At 33.3% G+C, this 19,137-nt stretch carries 35 protein-coding genes and 1 pseudogene; all 36 read right to left on the reverse strand.

Annotated features, from left to right (window positions below; all coding sequences use genetic code 11):
• A partial coding sequence (gene truA / locus Q0649_RS07995) for a tRNA pseudouridine(38-40) synthase TruA (RefSeq protein ID WP_298839860.1) occupies positions 1 to 669 on the reverse strand: 669 nt, incomplete at its 3' end.
• Positions 670 to 731: 62 nt separating this feature from the next.
• The gene (locus Q0649_RS08000; RefSeq protein WP_298839863.1) at positions 732 to 1,535 is read right to left on the reverse strand and encodes an energy-coupling factor transporter transmembrane protein EcfT; all 804 of its coding nucleotides are present in this window, start codon (positions 1,533 to 1,535) and stop codon (positions 732 to 734) included.
• 75 nt (positions 1,536 to 1,610) lie between these two features.
• Positions 1,611 to 2,468 carry an energy-coupling factor transporter ATPase gene (locus Q0649_RS08005; protein WP_298839865.1) on the reverse strand — a complete coding sequence of 286 codons (858 nt, stop codon included), beginning with the start codon at positions 2,466 to 2,468 and terminating at the stop codon, positions 1,611 to 1,613.
• Complete coding sequence (locus Q0649_RS08010; RefSeq protein ID WP_298839868.1) at positions 2,453 to 3,298, reverse strand: energy-coupling factor transporter ATPase; 846 nt, start codon at positions 3,296 to 3,298, stop codon at positions 2,453 to 2,455. Before Q0649_RS08010 ends, Q0649_RS08005 begins: the two co-directional genes overlap by 16 nt.
• A gap of 154 nt (positions 3,299 to 3,452) precedes the next feature.
• The gene (gene rplQ / locus Q0649_RS08015; RefSeq protein WP_298839871.1) at positions 3,453 to 3,794 is read right to left on the reverse strand and encodes a 50S ribosomal protein L17; all 342 of its coding nucleotides are present in this window, start codon (positions 3,792 to 3,794) and stop codon (positions 3,453 to 3,455) included.
• Between the two features lie 12 nt (positions 3,795 to 3,806).
• The gene (locus tag Q0649_RS08020; RefSeq protein WP_298839874.1) at positions 3,807 to 4,754 is read right to left on the reverse strand and encodes a DNA-directed RNA polymerase subunit alpha; all 948 of its coding nucleotides are present in this window, start codon (positions 4,752 to 4,754) and stop codon (positions 3,807 to 3,809) included.
• A gap of 61 nt (positions 4,755 to 4,815) precedes the next feature.
• Positions 4,816 to 5,436, reverse strand: coding sequence for a 30S ribosomal protein S4 (gene rpsD / locus Q0649_RS08025; RefSeq protein WP_298839877.1), 621 nt, complete (start codon positions 5,434 to 5,436; stop codon positions 4,816 to 4,818).
• Between the two features lie 34 nt (positions 5,437 to 5,470).
• The gene (rpsK, locus tag Q0649_RS08030; RefSeq protein ID WP_216149130.1) at positions 5,471 to 5,863 is read right to left on the reverse strand and encodes a 30S ribosomal protein S11; all 393 of its coding nucleotides are present in this window, start codon (positions 5,861 to 5,863) and stop codon (positions 5,471 to 5,473) included.
• A gap of 15 nt (positions 5,864 to 5,878) precedes the next feature.
• Positions 5,879 to 6,247 carry a 30S ribosomal protein S13 gene (gene rpsM / locus Q0649_RS08035; protein WP_298839887.1) on the reverse strand — a complete coding sequence of 123 codons (369 nt, stop codon included), beginning with the start codon at positions 6,245 to 6,247 and terminating at the stop codon, positions 5,879 to 5,881.
• Between the two features lie 141 nt (positions 6,248 to 6,388).
• Positions 6,389 to 6,502: a 50S ribosomal protein L36 gene (gene rpmJ, locus Q0649_RS08040; protein WP_021122033.1), complete on the reverse strand. Its 114-nt coding sequence runs from the start codon at positions 6,500 to 6,502 to the stop codon at positions 6,389 to 6,391.
• 15 nt (positions 6,503 to 6,517) lie between these two features.
• Positions 6,518 to 6,736 (reverse strand): translation initiation factor IF-1, encoded by a 219-nt coding sequence (gene infA, locus Q0649_RS08045; RefSeq protein WP_071614608.1) that lies wholly within the window; start codon positions 6,734 to 6,736, stop codon positions 6,518 to 6,520.
• Positions 6,737 to 6,743: 7 nt separating this feature from the next.
• Positions 6,744 to 7,025 carry a KOW domain-containing RNA-binding protein gene (locus Q0649_RS08050; RefSeq protein WP_298839983.1) on the reverse strand — a complete coding sequence of 94 codons (282 nt, stop codon included), beginning with the start codon at positions 7,023 to 7,025 and terminating at the stop codon, positions 6,744 to 6,746.
• 43 nt (positions 7,026 to 7,068) lie between these two features.
• Positions 7,069 to 7,316 (reverse strand): annotated as a pseudogene (locus Q0649_RS08055) (M24 family metallopeptidase); the annotation flags it as partial.
• A 35-nt stretch (positions 7,317 to 7,351) separates the two neighbouring features.
• Positions 7,352 to 8,002: an adenylate kinase gene (locus Q0649_RS08060; protein ID WP_298839984.1), complete on the reverse strand. Its 651-nt coding sequence runs from the start codon at positions 8,000 to 8,002 to the stop codon at positions 7,352 to 7,354.
• Between the two features lie 22 nt (positions 8,003 to 8,024).
• Positions 8,025 to 9,305: a preprotein translocase subunit SecY gene (secY, locus tag Q0649_RS08065; RefSeq protein WP_298839986.1), complete on the reverse strand. Its 1,281-nt coding sequence runs from the start codon at positions 9,303 to 9,305 to the stop codon at positions 8,025 to 8,027.
• Positions 9,306 to 9,746 carry a 50S ribosomal protein L15 gene (rplO, locus tag Q0649_RS08070; RefSeq protein WP_298839988.1) on the reverse strand — a complete coding sequence of 147 codons (441 nt, stop codon included), beginning with the start codon at positions 9,744 to 9,746 and terminating at the stop codon, positions 9,306 to 9,308.
• Between the two features lie 18 nt (positions 9,747 to 9,764).
• The gene (gene rpmD / locus Q0649_RS08075; RefSeq protein WP_216149119.1) at positions 9,765 to 9,944 is read right to left on the reverse strand and encodes a 50S ribosomal protein L30; all 180 of its coding nucleotides are present in this window, start codon (positions 9,942 to 9,944) and stop codon (positions 9,765 to 9,767) included.
• A 12-nt stretch (positions 9,945 to 9,956) separates the two neighbouring features.
• Positions 9,957 to 10,454: a 30S ribosomal protein S5 gene (rpsE, locus tag Q0649_RS08080; protein WP_298839990.1), complete on the reverse strand. Its 498-nt coding sequence runs from the start codon at positions 10,452 to 10,454 to the stop codon at positions 9,957 to 9,959.
• Between the two features lie 17 nt (positions 10,455 to 10,471).
• A complete protein-coding gene (gene rplR / locus Q0649_RS08085) occupies positions 10,472 to 10,834 on the reverse strand; it encodes a 50S ribosomal protein L18 (protein WP_298839993.1) in 363 nt (120 codons plus the stop codon).
• A gap of 19 nt (positions 10,835 to 10,853) precedes the next feature.
• On the reverse strand, positions 10,854 to 11,393 hold the full coding sequence (rplF, locus tag Q0649_RS08090; protein ID WP_298840033.1) for a 50S ribosomal protein L6: 540 nt from the start codon (positions 11,391 to 11,393) through the stop codon (positions 10,854 to 10,856).
• Positions 11,394 to 11,534: 141 nt separating this feature from the next.
• Positions 11,535 to 11,933 carry a 30S ribosomal protein S8 gene (rpsH, locus tag Q0649_RS08095; protein WP_071614618.1) on the reverse strand — a complete coding sequence of 133 codons (399 nt, stop codon included), beginning with the start codon at positions 11,931 to 11,933 and terminating at the stop codon, positions 11,535 to 11,537.
• A 32-nt stretch (positions 11,934 to 11,965) separates the two neighbouring features.
• Positions 11,966 to 12,151, reverse strand: coding sequence for a type Z 30S ribosomal protein S14 (locus Q0649_RS08100; protein ID WP_071614619.1), 186 nt, complete (start codon positions 12,149 to 12,151; stop codon positions 11,966 to 11,968).
• Positions 12,152 to 12,166: 15 nt separating this feature from the next.
• Positions 12,167 to 12,709: a 50S ribosomal protein L5 gene (rplE, locus tag Q0649_RS08105; protein ID WP_298839998.1), complete on the reverse strand. Its 543-nt coding sequence runs from the start codon at positions 12,707 to 12,709 to the stop codon at positions 12,167 to 12,169.
• A 22-nt stretch (positions 12,710 to 12,731) separates the two neighbouring features.
• Positions 12,732 to 13,055, reverse strand: coding sequence for a 50S ribosomal protein L24 (rplX, locus tag Q0649_RS08110; protein WP_298840001.1), 324 nt, complete (start codon positions 13,053 to 13,055; stop codon positions 12,732 to 12,734).
• Positions 13,056 to 13,072: 17 nt separating this feature from the next.
• Entirely contained in the window at positions 13,073 to 13,441 is a 369-nt protein-coding gene (gene rplN, locus Q0649_RS08115; RefSeq protein ID WP_071614622.1) for a 50S ribosomal protein L14, read from the reverse strand.
• A 36-nt stretch (positions 13,442 to 13,477) separates the two neighbouring features.
• Entirely contained in the window at positions 13,478 to 13,732 is a 255-nt protein-coding gene (rpsQ, locus tag Q0649_RS08120; protein WP_071614623.1) for a 30S ribosomal protein S17, read from the reverse strand.
• Between the two features lie 21 nt (positions 13,733 to 13,753).
• A complete protein-coding gene (gene rpmC / locus Q0649_RS08125) occupies positions 13,754 to 13,966 on the reverse strand; it encodes a 50S ribosomal protein L29 (protein WP_298840010.1) in 213 nt (70 codons plus the stop codon).
• Positions 13,956 to 14,399: a 50S ribosomal protein L16 gene (rplP, locus tag Q0649_RS08130; protein ID WP_298840012.1), complete on the reverse strand. Its 444-nt coding sequence runs from the start codon at positions 14,397 to 14,399 to the stop codon at positions 13,956 to 13,958. The genes rpmC and rplP overlap by 11 nt, the downstream gene beginning before the upstream one ends.
• A 33-nt stretch (positions 14,400 to 14,432) precedes the next feature.
• Positions 14,433 to 15,098: a 30S ribosomal protein S3 gene (gene rpsC, locus Q0649_RS08135; protein WP_216149111.1), complete on the reverse strand. Its 666-nt coding sequence runs from the start codon at positions 15,096 to 15,098 to the stop codon at positions 14,433 to 14,435.
• A gap of 16 nt (positions 15,099 to 15,114) precedes the next feature.
• Positions 15,115 to 15,450, reverse strand: a complete 336-nt coding sequence (rplV, locus tag Q0649_RS08140) for a 50S ribosomal protein L22 (RefSeq protein WP_216149109.1) — start codon at positions 15,448 to 15,450, stop codon at positions 15,115 to 15,117.
• 22 nt (positions 15,451 to 15,472) lie between these two features.
• On the reverse strand, positions 15,473 to 15,754 hold the full coding sequence (gene rpsS / locus Q0649_RS08145; protein WP_298840021.1) for a 30S ribosomal protein S19: 282 nt from the start codon (positions 15,752 to 15,754) through the stop codon (positions 15,473 to 15,475).
• A gap of 60 nt (positions 15,755 to 15,814) precedes the next feature.
• On the reverse strand, positions 15,815 to 16,648 hold the full coding sequence (rplB, locus tag Q0649_RS08150) for a 50S ribosomal protein L2 (protein WP_298840024.1): 834 nt from the start codon (positions 16,646 to 16,648) through the stop codon (positions 15,815 to 15,817).
• Positions 16,649 to 16,704: 56 nt separating this feature from the next.
• On the reverse strand, positions 16,705 to 16,998 hold the full coding sequence (gene rplW / locus Q0649_RS08155) for a 50S ribosomal protein L23 (protein WP_071614630.1): 294 nt from the start codon (positions 16,996 to 16,998) through the stop codon (positions 16,705 to 16,707).
• The gene (gene rplD / locus Q0649_RS08160; protein WP_298840028.1) at positions 16,998 to 17,618 is read right to left on the reverse strand and encodes a 50S ribosomal protein L4; all 621 of its coding nucleotides are present in this window, start codon (positions 17,616 to 17,618) and stop codon (positions 16,998 to 17,000) included. Before rplD ends, rplW begins: the two co-directional genes overlap by 1 nt.
• Positions 17,619 to 17,641: 23 nt before the next feature.
• Positions 17,642 to 18,271 (reverse strand): 50S ribosomal protein L3, encoded by a 630-nt coding sequence (gene rplC, locus Q0649_RS08165; RefSeq protein WP_298840030.1) that lies wholly within the window; start codon positions 18,269 to 18,271, stop codon positions 17,642 to 17,644.
• Between the two features lie 98 nt (positions 18,272 to 18,369).
• Entirely contained in the window at positions 18,370 to 18,678 is a 309-nt protein-coding gene (rpsJ, locus tag Q0649_RS08170; RefSeq protein WP_071614633.1) for a 30S ribosomal protein S10, read from the reverse strand.
• Positions 18,679 to 19,137: the final 459 nt, after the last annotated feature.

The raw sequence follows: 19,137 nt of genomic DNA on the forward strand, positions 1-19,137 counted from the left end.
TTTCGACTTAATTATGTCACTAATCTCGCTTGGTTTTATCTTTCCCTCTCCAACTCTAATTAATGCTCCAACTATTATTCTAACCATATTATATAAAAATCCATCAGCAGCGATATATATTTTTATAATATCTTCATTCTTTATAATATCTAACCTAAAAATAGTTCTTACTGATGTTTTTGCAGAACTACCCAGATTTTTGAAAGCCGAGAAATCATGGGTACCCATAAAATAATCAGCCCCTAGTTTCATAGCCTCTATATCCAATATCCACCTATGATGATATATGTAATTACGACCTACTGCAATAGCTACTTGTCTATTACTTATAGTATAACTATACATCTTACCTTTACTGTTATACCTTGAATGAAACTCATATGGTACCTCAAAAGAATGTAAGATCATGATATCTCTTGGAAGCTTACTATTAATAGCTCCTGTAAATTTTTCTATGATTATTTTGCTATTTGTATAAAAGTTACCCACATACCCTTTTGCATGAACTCCAGCATCGGTTCTACTAGAACCTGTAATCTTAATTTTTTCACCTGTAATATCCTCTATAGCACTTTCAACTTTTTCTTGAATAGTCATAACATTGTTTTGCCTTTGCCACCCTGAGTAGTTTGTTCCATCATACTCTATAATAATCTTGATATTTCTCACTGCATCACGCCCCTTTCTATTTATACTTAGGATTTAATAATCCTTTGCATTTTAGTAGAATACTATGATCTACTAACAATAGTAATGACAAACAGCAGTATAAATGAACAACTTGCAATATAATCTCTTTTAGTAACTTTTAGTTGCTTCATTCTAGTTCTTCCTTCTCCACCCCTATAACATCTAGATTCCATAGCCATTGCTAACTCATCTGCCCGCCTAAAAGAACTTATAAATAAAGGTACTAGAATAGGGATTAAGCTTTTAGCCCTACTTATTAAATTACCAGATTCAAAGTCAGCACCTCTGGCCATTTGTGCCTTCATTATTTTATCAGTCTCATCCATTAAAGTTGGAATGAACCTTAATGCTATAGTCATCATCATTGCTAGTTCATGGGCTGGTACTCCTATTTTTTTAAATGGGTTAAGTAGACTCTCTATACCATCAGTTAGTTCTATTGGTGATGTTGTAAGTGTCAATATGGATGTTCCCATAATTAAAAAGACTAATCTAATAATCATAAAAGCAGCAATAACTAAACCTTCTTTATAAATTTTTATAAAATGCCATTGAATAAGTGGAGGGCTTCCATTCCCTCCAGTCATAAAAATATTTAATATTGCCGTGATAAGTAATAAAATTAAAATAGGTTTTAAACCATTATAAATATACTTTAAAGATAGATTTGCTATTAGTATTGTGACTATAATAAATATAAGTACATATAAATAGCCTATAAATTGATTGACTAGAAACAAGTCAATAATAAATAATATAGATATTATTATCTTAAATCTTGGATCTAATTTATGTATAAAAGAATTTCCTGGTATATATTGTCCTATTGTAATATCTTTGATCATACAAATTCCTCCAAACCGCTGTAAAAAGCACATATTACTATTTTAAATATGATGTTTTATTCAAGCAAAAGAGCCCTACAAATCTTTTTTGAGTATCTTAAGCAACTCTTGTTTAGCTTTTTCTATTGTAAATATATCTTGAGATAAATCAAATCCTTTATTACGAAGTTCCCTAATTAAATAGGTTACCTGTGGTACTGCAAGACCAACACTTTCTAATGTATCTATTTCTCTAAAAATTTTCTCAGGTGTTCCATCTAAGATGCATTTGCCCTTATCCATTACTAAAATCCTATTTGCAACTTTAGCTACATCTTCCATGCTATGCGATACTAAAATTATAGTCATATTGTTTGCTTTATAAAGCTCAACAATTTTATTTAAGATATCGTCTCTTCCTTTTGGATCAAGCCCTGCAGTTGGTTCATCTAAGATTAATACCCTAGGCTCCATAGCCACTACTCCAGCAATAGCTACTCTTCTCTTTTGACCACCACTTATCTCAAAAGGTGATTTATCTTTATATTCTTCGTAATCAAGTCCAACAATTTTCATTGCTCTTTGAACTCTTCTATTTATTTCATCATTATCTAGACCTAAATTTTTCGGTCCAAATGAAATGTCTTTTTCAATTGTTTCCTCAAAAAGTTGATATTCGGGATATTGAAATACTAGCCCAACTTTTTTTCTTATACTTGTTAATTTCATTTTTTTCTTTGTTATATCAATATCATCTACTAAAATCGCACCCGATGTTGGTTTTAGCAACCCATTTATATGTTGAATTAGAGTCGATTTACCAGAGCCTGTATGGCCAATGAGTGCTACAAATTCTCCCTGCTTTATTTCTAGAGATACATCATCTATAGCTTTTTTTTCAAAAGGAGTTTTTGGCATATATATATAAGTTAAATTTTCTATTTTAATTGACATAATGCATTCACCATCTCATCTATAGTTAGTATATCAGATTCTATATTGATACCATTCTGTCTAAGTTCGTACGCAAGTTCTGTTACCTGCGGAACATCTAAACCTATTTTTTTCATAGTAGCTACGTTTCTAAATATTTCTTTTGGTTTTCCATTCATTACAATTTTACCATTATCCATAACAACAATTCTATCTGCTTCTACAGCTTCTTCCATATTATGTGTTATTAAAATAATTGTTATACCATAGTTTTTGTTTATCTTTTTTATAGTACTCATAACTTCTTTTCTACCATATGGATCAAGCATCGCTGTTGGTTCATCGAAAACAATACATTTGGGCATCATAGCAAGAATACCAGCAATAGCTACTCTTTGTTTTTGACCACCTGAAAGCAAATGTGGAGCATGTTTTCTATATTCGTACATATGCACACTTTTTAACGCGTCATCTACTCTTTTTCTAATTTCTTTAGGCTCTAATCCTAAATTCTCTGGACCAAATGCTACATCTTCTTCTACTATAGTTGCAACAATTTGATTATCTGGATTTTGGAATACCATACCTGCTACATGTCTAATATTCCATAGATTGGCTTCTACAGATGTTTGTAATCCATCCACATATATTTCCCCGTCTGTTGGTATTAGCAGTGCATTTACATGTTTAGCAAAAGTTGATTTTCCTGAGCCATTATGGCCTAGTACCACTAAAAACTCGCCCCTATCAACCTCTAGATCTAATCCATCTATGGCTACTTTAGGTTCTTCACCTTCACTTTGCGGGTACTTATAAACAAGCTTATTACATATAACCATTTTTTCACCCATAAGTGTCACTCCCAACGTTTATAAATATGATAAAATTAAAAATCTACCAAATTGCTTAATTTCAATTTCAGTAGAAATCTTTTTTCAAAATCAAATAAATATTAATAAGAAAATGGGGATTAAGTTTGTTCCCACTTAATCCCCTTTGCTCAAACTATACTAATTCTATTATACTCATTTCTGCTGCGTCGCCTCTTCTTGGACCCATTTTCATGATTCTAGTATATCCGCCGTTTCTATCAGCATATTTGGGTGCAATATTATCAAATAAATCTTTAACTACGCTTTCTTCAGTAATGAATGCAAGTGCTTGCCTTCTAGCATGAAGATCTCCTCTTTTTCCAAGAGTTATCATTCTTTCAGCAAATTTTCTAGTTTCTTTTGCTCTAGTTACTGTAGTTTCAATCTTACCATACTTCAACAAATTAGTTGCAAGACTTCTAAACATTGCAATTCTTTGATCAGTGGCGCGTCCTAACTTACGGTACATTGCCATGTATTTCCCTCCTTACTCTTCAGTTAGTTTTAAGTTCAAACTCAAAGCTTGAAGTTTCTGTTCAACTTCTTCAAGTGATTTCTTACCCAAGTTTCTAACCTTCATCATATCATCCATTGATCTTTCTGTTAATTCTTGAACTGTATTAATTCCAGCTCTTTTCAAGCAATTATAGCTTCTAACTGAAAGGTCTAATTCTTCAATAGTCATTTCAAGAACTTTTTCTTTCTTATCTTCTTCTTTTTCAACCATTATTTCAACATTATCAGCATGATCTGTTAATGTCATAAATAATTTAAAGTGTTCAATAAGAATTTTAGCTGATAAACCAATAGCCTCATCTGGTCTAATTGTTCCATTAGTCCAAATTTCAATTGTTAATTTATCATAATCAGTAATTTGGCCTACTCTTGTGTTTTCAACAGCAAAATTCACTCTTTTAACAGGAGTATAAATTGAGTCTACTGGTATTGTAGCTATTGGTAATTCATCTGTCTTGTTTTTAGCCATAGACACATATCCTCTACCTCTATTAACCGTTAGTTCCATATATAATTTAGCATCGTCATCCAATGTTGCTATATGTAAATCACTGTTAACTACCACTACATCTCCATCAGTGCTAATATCTGCTCCAGTAACTACTCCGGGTCCTTTAGCATCAATGTAAACTGTTCTAGGGCCTTCACCTTCCATTGTTAATGCTAAGCTTTTGATGTTTAGAATTAACTCTGTAACATCTTCTTTAACACCTTTAACTGTGGAAAATTCGTGAAGTACTGTATCAATCTTAACTGCTGTTGTAGCAACTCCAGGTAAAGAAGAAAGAAGAATTCTTCTTAATGCATTACCTAAAGTTATACCATAACCTCTTTCCAATGGTTCAATTATAAATTTACCATAAGAACCATCTTCAGCTGTTTCTACACATTCTATTTTTGGCTTTTCTATTTCCAACATATAAACCCTCCCTTTTTTAATTGGCAACCTATTATGAGGGCAACTGATTCTATATTGATGACTATTTACTGTATAATTCGACGATTAACGTTTCATTAACAGGAACATCTATATCTTCCCTAGTTGGTTGTGCTAAAACTTTTCCTTCAAATTTTTCTAAGTTAGCTTCTAACCAATTTGGTAAGGTTTTAGGGTTTTCAAGGAAAACCTTAAACTTCTCAGTAGCTCTGCTTTTTTCACATGCAGACACTACTTCATTTGCTGTTAAACTGTAAGAAGGAATATCTACCTTTTTACCATTAACTAAGAAATGTCCGTGAGTAACTAGTTGCCTAGCTTCTTGTCTTGAATTACCATAACCCAATCTATAAACAACGTTATCAAGTCTAACTTCTAAGAGTCTTAATAAGTTTTCACCAGTTATTCCTCTTAACTTGTCAGCTTTTTCATAGTATCTTCTAAATTGACTTTCAAGTATTCCGTATATTCTCTTAGCTTTTTGTTTTTCTCTCAATTGTAATCCGTAATTGGACATTTTTTTCTTACTTTGTCCATGTTGTCCTGGTGCATAGCCTCTTCTGGCAAATGCACATTTATCTGTAAAGCATCTATCACCCTTAAGGTTGAGCTTCATACCTTCTCTTCTGCAAAGTCTACAAGTAGCTCCAGTATATCTTGCCATTCAAATTACACCTCCTGTTTTTATAAACTATAAATCAAACTCTTCTTCTCTTTGGTGGTCTACATCCATTATGAGGAATTGGAGTAACGTCTTTGATTAATGTTATTTCTAATCCAGCCGCTTGAAGTGACCTAATTGCCGCTTCTCTACCTGCTCCTGGTCCTTTAACAAATACGTCAACACTTTTTAGTCCGTGCTCCATAGCTGCTTTTGTAGCAGCTTCTGCTGCCATTTGAGCTGCAAATGGAGTACTTTTCCTAGATCCTCTAAATCCTAATCCGCCTGCACTAGACCAAGATAAAGCATTACCAGCTACATCTGTAAGTGTAACGATGGAATTATTGAAAGTAGACTTTATGTGTGCACAACCGTGCTCAACATTTTTTCTTTCTTTTTTTCTTCTACTTCTTTTAACTTTTTGAGCCATGTTATTCCCTCCTTACTATTTCTTCTTACCAGTCATTGTTTTCTTAGGACCTTTTCTTGTTCTTGCATTAGTTTTAGTTTTTTGTCCTCTTACTGGAAGACCTTTTCTATGTCTTATACCTCTATAACATCCAACTTCCATTAACCTTTTTATATCTAATGCAACTCTTCTTCTTAAGTCACCCTCAATTATAAAGTTCTTTTGAATGTAAGTTCTTAACTCATTAACTTCTTCTTCAGTTAAATCCTTAACTCTTGTATCTGGATTTATCCCAACAGTTTTAATAATACCTTGAGATTTTGTTAAGCCTATACCAAATATATATGTTAAACCAATTTCAACTCTTTTTTCTCTTGGTAGGTCAATACCTGCTATTCTTGCCATTTACTGTTTACACCTCCCACGTAATTGTTGTTATAATTTTATCACATCTTTAGCTTCTAAAACGATGTAATAGCGATTTATTATTAAAATATTAACTTATAATTACTACTTAATGTTAATACTTCTTATAAATAAAACCGATCAACCTTGTTTTTGTTTATGCTTAGGATTTTCACAGATAACCATTACTCTTCCTTTTCTCTTTATAACCTTACATTTTTCGCACATAGGTTTAACTGATGGTCTTACTTTCATAGCTAACCCTCCTTATTACTTGTCTCTCCAAGTTATTCTCCCACGTGTTAAATCATATGGGGAAAGTTCTACTGTAACCTTGTCTCCTGGCAATATTCTTATAAAATTCATTCTTAACTTACCTGAGATATGAGCTAATATTTTATGCCCACTCTCCAATTCAACTTGAAATATTGCATTGGGCAAAGTTTCTACTACAACACCTTGCATTTCTATTATATCATCTTTTGACATAAGGTAATCAAACCTCCTTACCAATATCTGCAGATTGCAAAAATATTTTAATTTTAGAATTAGTAACCTCATTTTCAGATAAAATCATATCTCTAATTTCTTCAGCTAAAGTGCCTGTAAAATTTAGATGCTTAACTTTCTTCTTTTTAGGTTTCTCGATTCTTCTTAACTCACCATCAGAAATATACACATATTCATCATTTAGTATACCTACAACAATAAAAGTTTTGTGCATATCTCTTCCTGCTTTAGAATGTACCACCTTACCTATAAGGCTATTTTTGTCCAAATCATTCACCTCAATTAGTTCAATGTTAATATTTCAGGAAAGCACAATCTATGCTAATTATGTCTCCTTCAAGCAAAACCCGGTTAGATGGAAATCCATGAACCACTTCATCATTAACAGATGTTCATATGGACGCTGGAAATCCACAATAACCCTTAAAGGATGTTTTAGCACCCTGTTTTATTATGAACTCTTCAGCTAATTTATTTAGTTCTGCAGTGGATATTCCGGTTTTATTACCCCTTCAATTATTGCAAGAGCCTTTTCAACCACTTTACCCGCATCTCTCATAAATTAAATTTCCACATTACTTTTAATGCTTATCATTATTTTATATCATCTAAGATACTACAGATGCTGTCAAATACACTATTAATTTCTTGTGTCCCATCAACTTCTGATAATAAGTTTTTGTCACCGTAATACTTTATCAATGGTTGTGTTTGAGCTTCATATATGTCAATCCGTTCATTAACGGTTTCTTCAGTGTCATCAGCTCTTTGAACAAGATCACTTCCACATAAATCACACTTACCATCTATTTTCGATGGATTAAATGTAATATGATAACTAGCACCACAGTTAAGACAAACTCTACGACCAGTCATTCTATCTAGAATGAATTCTCTAGGTACCTTTATTAATAATGCTGTATCAAGGTGTATACCTTTTTCATCCAATAAGGTTTTTAAGGCTTCACCTTGATTAACAGTTCTAGGATAGCCATCTAATAAAAAACCATTAACACAATCTTCATTATCTAACCTATCTTTTATTATATCTATAGTCAATTTATCAGGAACCAAATGGCCCTTATCAATATGCTTCTTAGCTTCAATTCCAAGAGGGGTTTTTTCTGAAATATTCTTTCTGAATATATCCCCGGTTGATATATGTGGTATCGAGAACTTATCGCTAATTGACTTAGCTTGAGTTCCTTTTCCAGCTCCCGGAGGACCTAACAAGATTATTCTCATAGTATCATCTCCTGGTATTATTTTATTTAAGGAATCCTTTATAGTGGCGCATTACCAATTGTGATTCAAGTTGTCTCAATGTTTCTATACCAACATTAACCATAATTAATAACATAGTGCCTCCAAAGTATATTCCCTGAAACTTAGTGAATCCCTCTGTTATAATAGGAAATATTGCTACTACTGCAGCAAAAGTTCCTCCAAGTATTGAAACCTTAGTAAGTACGCTATCTATATATGTTGCTGTATTTTCTCCCGGTCTAATCCCTGGTATAAAGCCTGATGATTTATGCATATTTTCAGCCATTTCATCTGGTTTAAATGTTACCTGAGTATAAAACCATGTAAAAAATACTATTAATACAAAATACACTAATGCATATTTCCAACTGTTTCTTTCAAATATGCTCCAAGGACTTCCTACGATGAATTTTGCAATTGCAGATGCCGGTTTAAGTTGTGCTATTGTTTCTGGGAATGTCATTACTGACATAGCAAAAATTATACCGATAACTCCAGATGCGTTTACACCAATTGGAATGTGTGTTGATTGTCCTTTGAAAACTTTGTTTCCAACAGCTTTCCCTGCATATTGTACTGGGATTCTTCTTTCGCTTAAACTTGCTATTACTACTGCAACTAATAAAGCTGCAGCAACTACAACAAACATTATAACTTCTACAAAATTTACAGTGCCAGCCTTTTGAAGTCCAGCAATTTTATATGCAAGTGCAGGTAACCCTGATATAATATTAATAAATATTATCAGTGAAACACCATTACCAATACCTTTACCTGTTATTTGTTCACCTATCCACACCAAAAATGTTGATGAAGTGGTCATCGTTAGTACCACTAAAAATATGGTCAAACTAGATGTATCTGAAAATGCTCCAGTACCTGCAATAATTGCATACATACCAAAAGCTTGCAAAGCTCCTAATACTATTGAAGCATATCTAGTATAATCTTGTATTTTCTTACGTCCTTCGAGTCCTTCTTTAGAAAGTTGCTCTAAGTATGGAATTGCAATTACTAATAACTGCATTATAATAGATGCGTTTATGTATGGACCAACACCCATTGCGAAAATACTAAACTTACCAAATGCACCACCAGAAAGCATATCGTAAAAACTAAATAATGTTCCTCCATTACTAGTTAAACTTGCTAACTTGCTAGCATCTACACCAGGAACAGGAATGAAAATACCTACCCGCATAATTACAACCATAAGTAGCGTAAATATCATACGTTTTTTTAAATCAGGAATTTTCCAGGCATTACGTATGGTTGATAGCATTTATATCACCTCAACTTTTCCCCCAGCTGCTGTAATTTTTTCAGCTGCTGCTTTCGAGAGTTTAGATACTTTTACAGTCAAATTCTTTTCTAAATTACCATTACCAAGTATTTTAACTCCGTCATGTATCTTTCTTATAATTCTTTTCTCTACTAACAATTCCTGTGTAACTTCTGTACCATCTGCGAATACATTAAGTCTATCTACATTTATACAAGAGTATTGTTTTGCAAAAATATTTGTAAAACCTCTTTTAGGTAATCTCCTATATAAAGGCATCTGACCGCCTTCAAATCCTGGTCTTGTTCCACCACCGGATCTAGAGTTCTGTCCATCTTGACCTCTTCCTGCAGTTTTTCCCCAACCAGTAGCAGTACCTCTACCGATTCTCTTAGGAGATTTTTTTGAACCTTCCGCAGGTTTTAACTCATGAAGTTTCATGTCAACACCTCCTCGTTTTTATACTTGCTCTACTTTTATTAGATATATAACTTTGTTAATCATGCCTTTGATCTGAGGAGTTTCCTCGTGCTCAACACTTTTTCGTATTTTTCTTAATCCTAAAGCATTAACAGTAGCAATATGTTCTTTCTTTCTACCAATTAAGCTTTTAACCAATGTTATCTTAACTTTAGCCAAGGTTTTCCCCTCCTATCTTAAAATTTCTTCTACAGTCTTACCTCTTAATTTAGCAACGTCTTCTGCTGTTCTTAATCTTGATAAACCATCAATAGTAGCATTAACTACGTTTCTAGGATTGCTAGAACCTAAAGATTTAGCTCTAACATCCTTTAATCCTGATAATTCTAGAACCGCTCTAACTGGACCACCAGCAAGAACTCCTGTACCTTCAGCACCGGGCATTATGTGTATTACCGCAGTACCAAACTTACCATCTATAGTATGTGGAATAGTTGTTCCAACCATAGCCACGTTTACTAGATTTTTCTTAGCATCTTCTATTCCTTTTCTAATTGCTTCAGGAATTTCTACAGATTTACCCATACCAACGCCAACGTGTCCGTTTTCGTCTCCAACAACAACTAATGCGCTGAATCTGAAGTTTCTTCCACCTTTAACAACCTTAGCAACTCTGTTTATGTTAACTACTTTTTCTTTAAGATCTAATGTGCTAGGATCAATTTTCATGTGTTTCCCTCCTTCTCTTAGAATTTAAGTCCAGCTTCTCTTGCTCCTTCAGCGAGGTTTTGTACTCTACCGTGATATACATAACCGCCTCTGTCAAATACTACGTCTTTTATTCCTTTTTCAAGTGCTCTTTCACCAATCATTTTACCTACTAATTTTGCCGCATCTTTATTGCTTCCAACTTTTGGTTCAAAAGCTTTATCTATGCTTGAAGCAGAAACTAATGTGATTTTTGCAACATCATCTATTACTTGAGCATATATGTTCTTTTCACTTCTGTATACAGCTAATCTTGGTCTTTCTGCTGTACCAAAGATCTTTTTACGAACTCTAAGATGACGCTTAACTCTTGACTTTTGTCTATCGTCTTTCTTGAACACATCATTCACTCCTTCCTACTTATTTACCTGTTTTACCTTCCTTACGTCTAACAATTTCTCCAGAATATCTGATTCCTTTGCCTTTGTAAGGTTCTGGTTTTCTCCAAGTTCTTATTTCTGCCGCAACAGCTCCAACTAATTGCTTATCAATACCTTTTACTATTATTTTATTAGCATCTGGTAATACAAATTGGATTCCTGGAACTGCATCAATTATAACTGGATGTGAATATCCAAGACTTAATGTTATTTTACCGTCTTTAAGTTGAGCTCTATATCCAACACCAACTAATTCAAGTGTTTTCTCATATCCCTCTACAACGCCGATAACCATATTGTTTATTAATGATCTTGTCAATCCATGAAGAGCTCTATGCTCTTTTACATCACTAGGTCTTGTAACTACCACAGTATTGTCTTCCATAGCTATATTCATTTTAGTACTCATGTTTTGAGTTAGCTCACCTTTTGGTCCTTTTACATTAACAACATTAACTGGTGAAACTGTAACAGTTACTCCATTAGGTATAACTACTGGAAGTCTTCCGATTCTTGACATACTTACACCTCCTGTATTCTTTTCAAGCATATAACCATTATTCATAATTATATCCCATATATCTCTTTTAATTGTTAACTAATTATCTATTATTACTATGTACATAACAAATTATAACCGTTATGCCTTAGAATTATTAGACTACCAAATATAACAAATAACTTCTCCGCCTAGGCCTAATTTTCTAGCTTCTCTATCTGCTACTAATCCTTTAGAAGTTGATATTATAGCAACTCCTAATCCATTCAATACTTTTGGAATATCTTCATTTTTAGAATATACCCTTAAACCAGGTTTAGATATTCTCTTAAGTCCAGTGATAACTCTTTCCTTGTTTTGACCATATTTCATTGCAAGTCTCATCATAGGAACGACACCATCATTGTACTCTTCGATATTTTTAAGGTAACCTTCTTGAAGTAATATATTTGCTATTTCCTTCTTTATAGTTGATGAAGGTACTTCTACTATTTCATGTCTTACAACATTTGCGTTTCTTATACGTGTTAGCAAATCTGCGATTGGGTCAGTCATAACCATTTTTCGTGCCTCCTTTCATTAGAATGTTCTAATTACCAACTTGCTTTTCTGCAACCAGGAATTTCTCCCTTGTGTGCAAGTTCTCTAAAACAGATACGGCATATACCAAATTTTTGTAATACTGAATGTGGTCTTCCGCAAAGTCTGCATCTTGTATAAGCTCTAGTTGAATATTTAGGTTCTTTTTTCCACTTCTCTATTAAAGCCTTACGTGCCATATGTTTCCCTCCTAATTATTGAGCAAATGGCATTCCAAGGAATCTTAATAATTCTCTTGCTTCCTCGTCTGTCTTTGCTGTAGTAACGAATATTATATCCATTCCTCTAATTTTATCAACTTTATCATATTCTATTTCAGGAAAAATAAGTTGTTCTTTAATTCCTATAGCATAATTTCCTCTACCATCAAAAGCTTTAGAAGATGCTCCTCTAAAATCTCTAACTCTAGGTAATGCAACGTTCATTAATTTATCGGCGAATTCGAACATTTGAGCTTTTCTTAAAGTAACTTTACACCCTATTGGTGTATTTTCTCTTAGTTTAAAGTTAGCTATAGATTTTTTTGCTCTTGTTATAATTGGCTTTTGACCTGCAATAGTCTGCATATCACTTATTGCTGAATCTAATACCTTAGAGTTATCTTTAGCTTCTCCAACTCCCATATTCAATACTATCTTTTCAAGCTTAGGTACTTCCATTATATTTTTATAACCGAATTTCTCCATCAAAGCTTGAACTACTTCTTTTTCATATTTTTCTTGTAGTCTTGAACTCATATGTTAAACCTCCTTTCAGGAATTAAAATGTTTCTGCACATTTTTTGCAAACTCTTACCTTAGTTCCATCTTCTAGAATCTTACTATTTATTCTTGTTACATTTCTGCACTTTGTGCAATATAACATAACCTTAGAACTATTAATAGCTGCTTCTCTGTGAGTTATACCACCTTGCATATTTTGTTTGCTTGGTTTCTGATGTTTTGTAATTACACTAACATCTTTCACTAAAACTTTACCAGTTTTAGGATACACAGCTAAGACTTCGCTTATTTTACCTTTGTCTTTACCTGAAATTACCATTACTGAATCATTTTTTTTCACGTGTACTTTTTTAACTGCCATGTTAGACACCTCCTATCTTATAGAACTTCAGGCGCTAGTGATAAGATCTTAGTGAAGTCTTTATCCCTTAACTCCCTTGCAACAGGTCCGAATATACGAGTTCCTTTTGGGGTTTTGTCGTCTTTTATAATAACAGCAGCATTATCATCAAATCTAACGTAAGTTCCGTCTGCTCTTCTTAACCCTTTAACTGATCTGACTATAACTGCTTTAACAACTTCACCTTTTTTAACAACTCCACCTGGTGTTGCACTTTTTACGCTAGCAACTATTGTGTCACTGATGTTTCCCCATTTTCTCTTGGAACCACCTAATACTCTAATACACATAATTTCTTTTGCACCAGAATTATCTGCGACTTTTAATTTACTTTGCTGTTGTATCATATCAAATACCCTCCTTTCAGTCGTTGAACTGAAATGTTATTTAGCTTTTTCAACTATACCAGTAATTCTCCATCTTTTATCTTTAGATAATGGTCTAGTTTCCATAATTGTAACTTTGTCGTTAATTTTAGCTTCATTATTTTCATCATGAGCTTTAAACTTTGTTGTTGTATTAATTATTTTTCCGTATAATGGATGACGAACTTTTGTTTCAATTGCAACAACTATTGTCTTATCCATTTTATCAGAAACTACTCTACCTGTTCTTGTTTTTCTATTATTTCTTTCCACAAAAGCAACCTCCTTTCAGTTTTACTGTTCTAAAGCCTTTATTTCTTCTTGCCTAAGGATGGTCTTAATTTGGGCTATAGATTTTTTCACTTGCTTAATTCTCATAGGATTTTCTAGTTGCCCTGTAGCTAACTGAAATCTAAGGTTAAATAATTCTGCCTTAAGATCAGACATTTTCACTAGTAAATCTTGAGGATCACTTTGTCTTAATTCTTTTAATTCATTAGCCTTCAATGACTTCACCACCCATTTCCTCGAAATCTTTTCTAGATACAAACTTAGTTTTTATTGGAAGTTTGTGTGAAGCAAGTCTCATTGCCTCTCTAGCTGCTTCTTCTGTTACTCCTGCGATTTCGAATAAGACTCTACCTGGCTTAACAACTGCTACCCAATATTCTACTGATCCTTTACCTGAACCCATACGAGTTTCAGCTGGTTTTTCAGTTACTGGCTTATCAGGGAATATTTTTATCCAAAGCTTTCCGCCTCTTTTAACTTCTCTATTGATAGCAACTCTGGCAGCTTCAATTTGATTACTTTTAACCCAACCACATTCCATGGCTTGTAATGCATAATCACCATATGCAATAAAGTTTCCTCTTGTAGCTTTTCCTCTCATTCTACCACGTTGAACCTTACGATGTTTAGATCTTTTAGGCATTAACATGTCTTATTCCTCCTTCCTTACACTTCTACGTTCCTACGCTTCTACTTCTTCCTTAACAGTTTTCTTTGTAGGAAGAATTTCACCTCTATAAACCCAAACTTTAACGCCTATTTTACCATATACTGTATTTGCTTCTGCAAATCCATAATCTATATCAGCTCTTAATGTTTGGCAAGGTATTGTACCTTCATGATAATGTTCAGTTCTAGCTATTTCAGCTCCGCCAAGTCTTCCTGCACAAGCAATCTTGACTCCCTTTACATTAGATCTCATAGCTCTTTGAATTGTCTGTTTCATTGCTCTTCTAAAAGAAATTCTTTTTTCTAATTGAGAAGCAACATTTTCTGACATTAATTGAGCATTGTTTTCTGCTTGTTTAACTTCTACTATGTTAATTAAAACATTTTTATCAGCTACTAATTTTTTCATATCAAGTTTTATAACTTCAATACCAGAGCCACCTCTACCAATTACCATTCCTGGTTTAGCAGTGTGTATGTTGATTTTAACTCTTTTTGCTGCTCTTTCGATTTCAATTTTAGAAATTCCAGCTGTATAAAGTTTACTTTTTAAGAATTTTCTAATCTTAAAATCTTCAACAAGATTATCTGAAAAATTCTTTTTATCTGCATACCATTTAGAACTCCAATCTTTTATTACACCGACTCTAAAGCCGTGTGGATGTATTTTCTGTCCCACGCTATAACCCTCCTTTTTATGATCTCTCTGTAACTATAATAGTAACATGACTAGATCTTTTTCTTATTCTATAAGCTCTTCCTTGTGCACGCGGTCTAAACCTCTTAAGTGTTGGACCTTGGCATGCATAAGCTTCAGCAACAAATAGTCTATTAATATCTAAATTTAAGTTGTTTTCAGCGTTTGCTACAGCTGATTTAAGTACTTTATTAATTACTTCAGCTGCATTTTTTGGAGTGTATTGTAATATAGCAAAAGCTTCATTTACATTTTTACCTCTTATTAACCCAAGAACGATCCCCATTTTCATTGAAGAAGTTCTTACGTATTTAGCTATAGCTTTAGCCTCCATTGATTGTTTCCTCCTTCCAGCACTATTTTACTTTGCTAGTTCTTTCTCTGTCAATGTGTCCTTTAAATGTTCTAGTTAATGCGAATTCTCCTAATTTATGTCCTACCATATCTTCTAGAACATAAACTGGCACATGTTTTCTTCCATCATGAACTGCGATAGTATGCCCTATCATTTGTGGGAAAATAGTAGAACTTCTTGACCAAGTCTTTATTACTTTTTTCTCACCACTTTTGTTCATTTCATTTATTCTTTTTAACAGAACTTCTTGTACATAAGGTCCTTTTTTTACTGATCTACTCATTTTGTGGCCTCCCTTCATACACAATAAACATAGTTTTCAAGAGAATTAATTCTCCCCAAACTATTTTCTATTTTTACCTTTGACAATAAATTTGTCAGAGTATTTTTTGGTTTTTCTAGTTTTATATCCTAATGCTGGTTTACCCCAAGGTGTCATTGGACTAGCGTGACCAACTGGTGACTTACCTTCTCCACCACCATGTGGATGATCGTTCGGATTCATTACTGATCCTCTGACTGTAGGTCTAAATCCTAAGTGTCTTTTTCTTCCTGCTTTACCTATGTTAACAATGTCATGAGTTAAATTAGAAACTGTTCCTATAGTAGCTCTACAGTTTACTCTAATATATCTTACCTCACCACTTGGAAGTCTTACTTGAGCATATTCTCCTTCTTTAGCCATAAGCTGAGCTGAAGAACCTGCAGATCTTACAAGTTGAGCACCTTTTCCTACTTGTAATTCTATATTATGGATTGTAGAACCCAATGGTATATTAATTATTGGAAGTGTATTTCCAACTTTTATATCAGCATCGGGACCGGATACAATTACATCTCCAACTTTTAAACCAACTGGAGCGATTATGTATCTTTTTTCACCATCAGCATAAACAACAAGAGCTATGTAAGCAGATCTGTTTGGATCATACTCAATTGTAGAAACTTTTGCTGGAATTGCATCTTTATTTCTCTTAAAATCAATTAATCTATAACTTTGTTTAGCTCCACCACCTCGGTGACGAACAGTTATTTTACCTTGATTATTTCTACCACCTTGTCTTTTTGTACTTACAAGAAGTGATTTTAGTGGCTTATCTGTTGTTATTTCTTCAAAATCAGACATAGTCATATTTCTTCTTGAAGGTGTGGTGGGTCTGAATTTTTTAATTGCCATGTGAATTCCCTCCTTTTTTCTCGCTTATCTGGCTTCTGCCAATACTAGCTTAATAATTACATACCATCAAAAAACTCAATTGTTTTACTTTCTGTTGTTAAAGTAACAATAGCTTTTTTAAAGTCTGCCCTTTTTCCAATGTGAACTCCAACTCTTTTAGTTTTACCTATATTTTTTAAAGTTCTTACATTTTCAACGACAACTCCAAATACTTCTTCTACTGCTTTTTTAACCTGAGTTTTATTTGCATGGATATCAACTATAAAGGTGTATTTTTTATCAGCCATTACCGCCATACTTTTTTCAGTAATTACTGGTTTTCTTATAATATCATGGCTAGTTAGCTTCATTATATATACACCTCCTCAATCTTAGATACAGCATCCTTTGTAACTATGAATTTTTCATATTTAAGTATGTCATAAACATTCAAGTTATTTACTGGTGTAACTTGTACTCCAGGTATATTTCTTCCTGATTTATAAACATTCTCATCTGAAGTTTCAACAACTATTAAAGTTTTCTTAGCATCAAAAGCTTTTAAAATCTCTAACATTGCCTTAGTTTTTGGTGAGTCAAATTCTAAACTATCAATTACTATCATTTCATTTTCAGCTACTTTAGCTGATAAAGCTGATTTGAAAGCAACTCTTCTCATTGACTTTGGTACAGACATACGGTAATCTCTTGGCTTTGGAGCAAACACTATACCACCATGTATCCATTGTGGCGCTCTAATAGAACCTTGTCTTGCTCTACCAGTTCCTTTTTGTCTCCAAGGCTTAATTCCACCGCCTCGAACTTCAGCTCTAGTTTTAGCTGATTGAGTTCCTTGTCTTTTATTTGCAAGTTGTGCTACAACAACTTGATGCATAGCATCTGCATTGATTTCAACTCCAAATATACTTTCATTTAATTGAATGTCTCCAACCTTTTGTGCTTGTTTGTTAAATAAATCTAATGTAAGCATTCTGCATCCTCCTTTCTTTAAAGTTACGCTTTAACAGCATTTCTTATTACAACTGTACCTTTGTTTGGTCCTGGAATACCACCTTTAATTAATATAATGTTCTTTTCAGGCATTACTTTAACTATTACAAGGTTCATTACTGTTCTACTAACATTACCCATGTGACCTGGCATACGTTTATTTTTAAACGTTTTTGATGGATCAGAAGATGCTCCCATTGATCCAACTGCTCTCTTAAATTTAGAACCATGACTCATTGGTCCTGTGTGTTGATTCCATCTTTTAATACAACCTTGGAATCCCTTACCTTTAGATATTCCTGATACGTCAATTTTATCTCCAGCTGCAAATATATCAGCCTTAAATTCTTGACCTACTTCATAAGCACTTGTATCTTCCATTCTAAATTCTTTTACGAATCTTCTTAAAGAAGTACCTGCTTTAGCAAATTGTCCTTGCATTGGTTTGTTAACTAACTTTTCTCTTATGTCACCAAAACCAACTTTAATTGCACTATAACCATCATTTTCAACAGTTTTTATTTGAACAACAACACATGGACCTGCTTCAACAACTGTTACTGGAACAACACTTCTATTTTCATCAAATATCTGAGTCATACCAAGCTTTTTACCCATTATTCCTTTTTTCATGAAAATACACCTCCTACTTATTAGCGGACCACAATAGTGATCATAATAGTTAGTAATAGTAACCTATTACTTGCGCTTTATCGCACTTCTATGTACGCTTATAATTTTATTTCGATATCAACACCAGCTGGTAAGTCGAGTCTCATTAGAGCATCAACAGTTTTAGGTGATGGACTAATGATATCTATTAGCCTCTTGTGAGTTCTTATTTCGAATTGTTCTCTCGAATCTTTATATTTATGTGGAGCTCTTAATACTGTAATTACATCTTTTTCTGTAGGTAGTGGTACTGGACCAGCTACTTTAGCTCCTGTGCTTTTAGCAGTTTGAACAATTTTCTCAGCTGATTGATCTAGTATGTTGTGATCAAAAGCCTTTAATCTAATTCTAATTTTTTGCTTTATCATTATTATTTCCTCCTTTTCATCGCACGCTCTACTTCTTACGTGCAACAGCGGATGTTCTGTAAACTGTTCCGGGTGTTTCGTGAAATAAAAACATGAAACAATCGTAGGAACCCCGTCGCCCGATTCAAGATCAGGACATGTTCGGTGAAGAATTACCCGGAAGTCCGGCAACCTCTTACCTCATCACTGTTACCACAATACAACCTCTAAAGTATACAACATTTCTTTTGCTTTGACAAGTATTTTCTTTTATTATTTATTTTTTTTTATATCATTCTTTTTTATTCATAATTATACATGATTTTTTTGTATTTAAAAGGAGAAGAGCGTCCTCTTCCCCTTAATAATAAAAGCTTTTATTATATTATAAATCATCAATTGATTGTAATAAATATTTTGTTAATTACTATTTAACTATTGAAGTAACAACTCCAGAACCTACTGTTCTTCCACCTTCTC

It is taken from the genome of uncultured Clostridium sp., assembly GCF_937920395.1.
Lineage (GTDB): Bacteria > Bacillota > Clostridia > Clostridiales > Clostridiaceae > Clostridium_AD.

Bases quoted from the DNA above. Each gene is read 5' to 3' on its own strand.
- Q0649_RS08060 (WP_298839984.1), bottom strand. From the start codon at position 8,002: ATGAGAATAATCTTGTTAGGTCCTCCGGGAGCTGGAAAAGGAACTCAA.
- rplQ (WP_298839871.1), bottom strand. From the start codon at position 3,794: ATGGCAATGTACCGTAAGTTAGGACGCGCCACTGATCAAAGAATTGCA.
- rpsS (WP_298840021.1), bottom strand. From the start codon at position 15,754: ATGAGTAGATCAGTAAAAAAAGGACCTTATGTACAAGAAGTTCTGTTA.
- rplV (WP_216149109.1), bottom strand. From the start codon at position 15,450: ATGGAGGCTAAAGCTATAGCTAAATACGTAAGAACTTCTTCAATGAAA.
- rpsJ (WP_071614633.1), bottom strand. From the start codon at position 18,678: ATGATAAAGCAAAAAATTAGAATTAGATTAAAGGCTTTTGATCACAAC.
- rpsM (WP_298839887.1), bottom strand. From the start codon at position 6,247: ATGGCAAGAATAGCAGGTATTGACCTACCAAGAGAAAAAAGAGTTGAA.
- Q0649_RS08005 (WP_298839865.1), bottom strand. From the start codon at position 2,468: ATGTCAATTAAAATAGAAAATTTAACTTATATATATATGCCAAAAACT.
- rplP (WP_298840012.1), bottom strand. From the start codon at position 14,399: ATGTTAATGCCTAAAAGATCTAAACATCGTAAGGTTCAACGTGGTAGA.
- rplF (WP_298840033.1), bottom strand. From the start codon at position 11,393: ATGTCAAGAATCGGAAGACTTCCAGTAGTTATACCTAATGGAGTAACT.
- rplC (WP_298840030.1), bottom strand. From the start codon at position 18,271: ATGAAAAAAGGAATAATGGGTAAAAAGCTTGGTATGACTCAGATATTT.
- rplE (WP_298839998.1), bottom strand. From the start codon at position 12,709: ATGAGTTCAAGACTACAAGAAAAATATGAAAAAGAAGTAGTTCAAGCT.
- rpsH (WP_071614618.1), bottom strand. From the start codon at position 11,933: ATGGTTATGACTGACCCAATCGCAGATTTGCTAACACGTATAAGAAAC.
- Q0649_RS08020 (WP_298839874.1), bottom strand. From the start codon at position 4,754: ATGTTGGAAATAGAAAAGCCAAAAATAGAATGTGTAGAAACAGCTGAA.
- rpsK (WP_216149130.1), bottom strand. From the start codon at position 5,863: ATGGCTCAAAAAGTTAAAAGAAGTAGAAGAAAAAAAGAAAGAAAAAAT.
- Q0649_RS08000 (WP_298839863.1), bottom strand. From the start codon at position 1,535: ATGATCAAAGATATTACAATAGGACAATATATACCAGGAAATTCTTTT.
- rpsE (WP_298839990.1), bottom strand. From the start codon at position 10,454: ATGAAAATTGATCCTAGCACATTAGATCTTAAAGAAAAAGTAGTTAAC.
- rplO (WP_298839988.1), bottom strand. From the start codon at position 9,746: ATGAAACTTCATGAGTTAAAACCTGCGGAAGGTTCAAAAAAATCTCCT.
- rplX (WP_298840001.1), bottom strand. From the start codon at position 13,055: ATGGCAGTTAAAAAAGTACACGTGAAAAAAAATGATTCAGTAATGGTA.
- Q0649_RS08010 (WP_298839868.1), bottom strand. From the start codon at position 3,298: ATGGGTGAAAAAATGGTTATATGTAATAAGCTTGTTTATAAGTACCCG.
- rpsD (WP_298839877.1), bottom strand. From the start codon at position 5,436: ATGGCAAGATATACTGGAGCTACTTGTAGACTTTGCAGAAGAGAAGGT.
- rplN (WP_071614622.1), bottom strand. From the start codon at position 13,441: ATGATACAACAGCAAAGTAAATTAAAAGTCGCAGATAATTCTGGTGCA.
- rplW (WP_071614630.1), bottom strand. From the start codon at position 16,998: ATGAAGCTAACTAGCCATGATATTATAAGAAAACCAGTAATTACTGAA.
- rpmJ (WP_021122033.1), bottom strand. From the start codon at position 6,502: ATGAAAGTAAGACCATCAGTTAAACCTATGTGCGAAAAATGTAAGGTT.
- rplD (WP_298840028.1), bottom strand. From the start codon at position 17,618: ATGCTTACATTAGATTTATTTAACAAACAAGCACAAAAGGTTGGAGAC.
- Q0649_RS08100 (WP_071614619.1), bottom strand. From the start codon at position 12,151: ATGGCACGTAAGGCTTTAATAGAGAAGTGGAAAAAAGAACCTAAATAT.
- rplB (WP_298840024.1), bottom strand. From the start codon at position 16,648: ATGGCAATTAAAAAATTCAGACCCACCACACCTTCAAGAAGAAATATG.
- infA (WP_071614608.1), bottom strand. From the start codon at position 6,736: ATGTCAAAAGATGATATAATAGAAATGCAAGGTGTTGTAGTAGAAACT.
- secY (WP_298839986.1), bottom strand. From the start codon at position 9,305: ATGCTATCAACCATACGTAATGCCTGGAAAATTCCTGATTTAAAAAAA.